Genomic DNA, 742 nt, shown 5'->3' with positions numbered 1-742 from the left:
GACCCGGCGGGCGGTTCACCGCCGAGCACCTCGGCGGACTCCTCCGGCGCCGACTCGGGCCGGTCCTCCTCGGCGCGCGGGCGGGGTGGGACGGGGGCCGACGGCACGGTGGGGGGCAGGTCCTGCCGGACCGGCCGTTCCCGCATCACCACCGAGCGGGCCAGGGCCAGGTCCAGCACGGCCACCACGGTGAGCACGAGCGCCCACCCGGCCGGCCCGGTGATCCGCTCGTACGCCAGCAGCGGCAGCACCGGTTGGGCGGCCAGCACGGTGGCGAACCGGGGCGCGCGCAGGCCCGTCCCGTACGCGTAGCCGAAGGCGACCACGGTGGTGACCAGGAAGATCGATCCGGCGAACGCGGCGCCCGAGGTGCCGCCGCCGATCCGGTCGACGGCCCAGAGCGCGTAGCCGGCCAGCGGCACCAGCAGCAACCCGACCGCCGCGATGGTCTCGGCGGTCGAGGTGAGCCCGCGCCGGGCCAGCACCGGTGGGGCGAGCAGCATCAGCACGGTCGCGACCAGCAGCACGCCGAGCCGCGCCAACGCGTCCATCGAGCTGGTGGCGACCGCGGCGAAGACCACCGCCGCGACGCCGAGCAGCAGCGCGCCCAGCCCGAGCGGGATGTTCTGCACCTCGCGGGACGAGGCCTCCGGCGGGTGCTCCGGGTCGTCCGCGTCGAGCCACCGGGGGCGGCCACGGGGCGGCGGCGGGGGGAGGTCGTCCGGCCCGGGCGGGGTGCCCT

At 77.9% G+C, this 742-nt stretch carries 1 pseudogene; it reads right to left on the bottom strand.

From position 1 onward, the window contains the following. Positions 1-742, bottom strand: a pseudogene (locus HUW36_RS33790) (SCO7613 C-terminal domain-containing membrane protein); the annotation flags it as partial.

The sequence above is a fragment of the Micromonospora maritima genome (genome assembly GCF_902825405.1).
Lineage (GTDB): Bacteria > Actinomycetota > Actinomycetes > Mycobacteriales > Micromonosporaceae > Micromonospora > Micromonospora maritima.
Note: the sequence above shows the minus strand (reverse complement) of the source record. Positions and strands in the feature narration are given on the sequence as shown.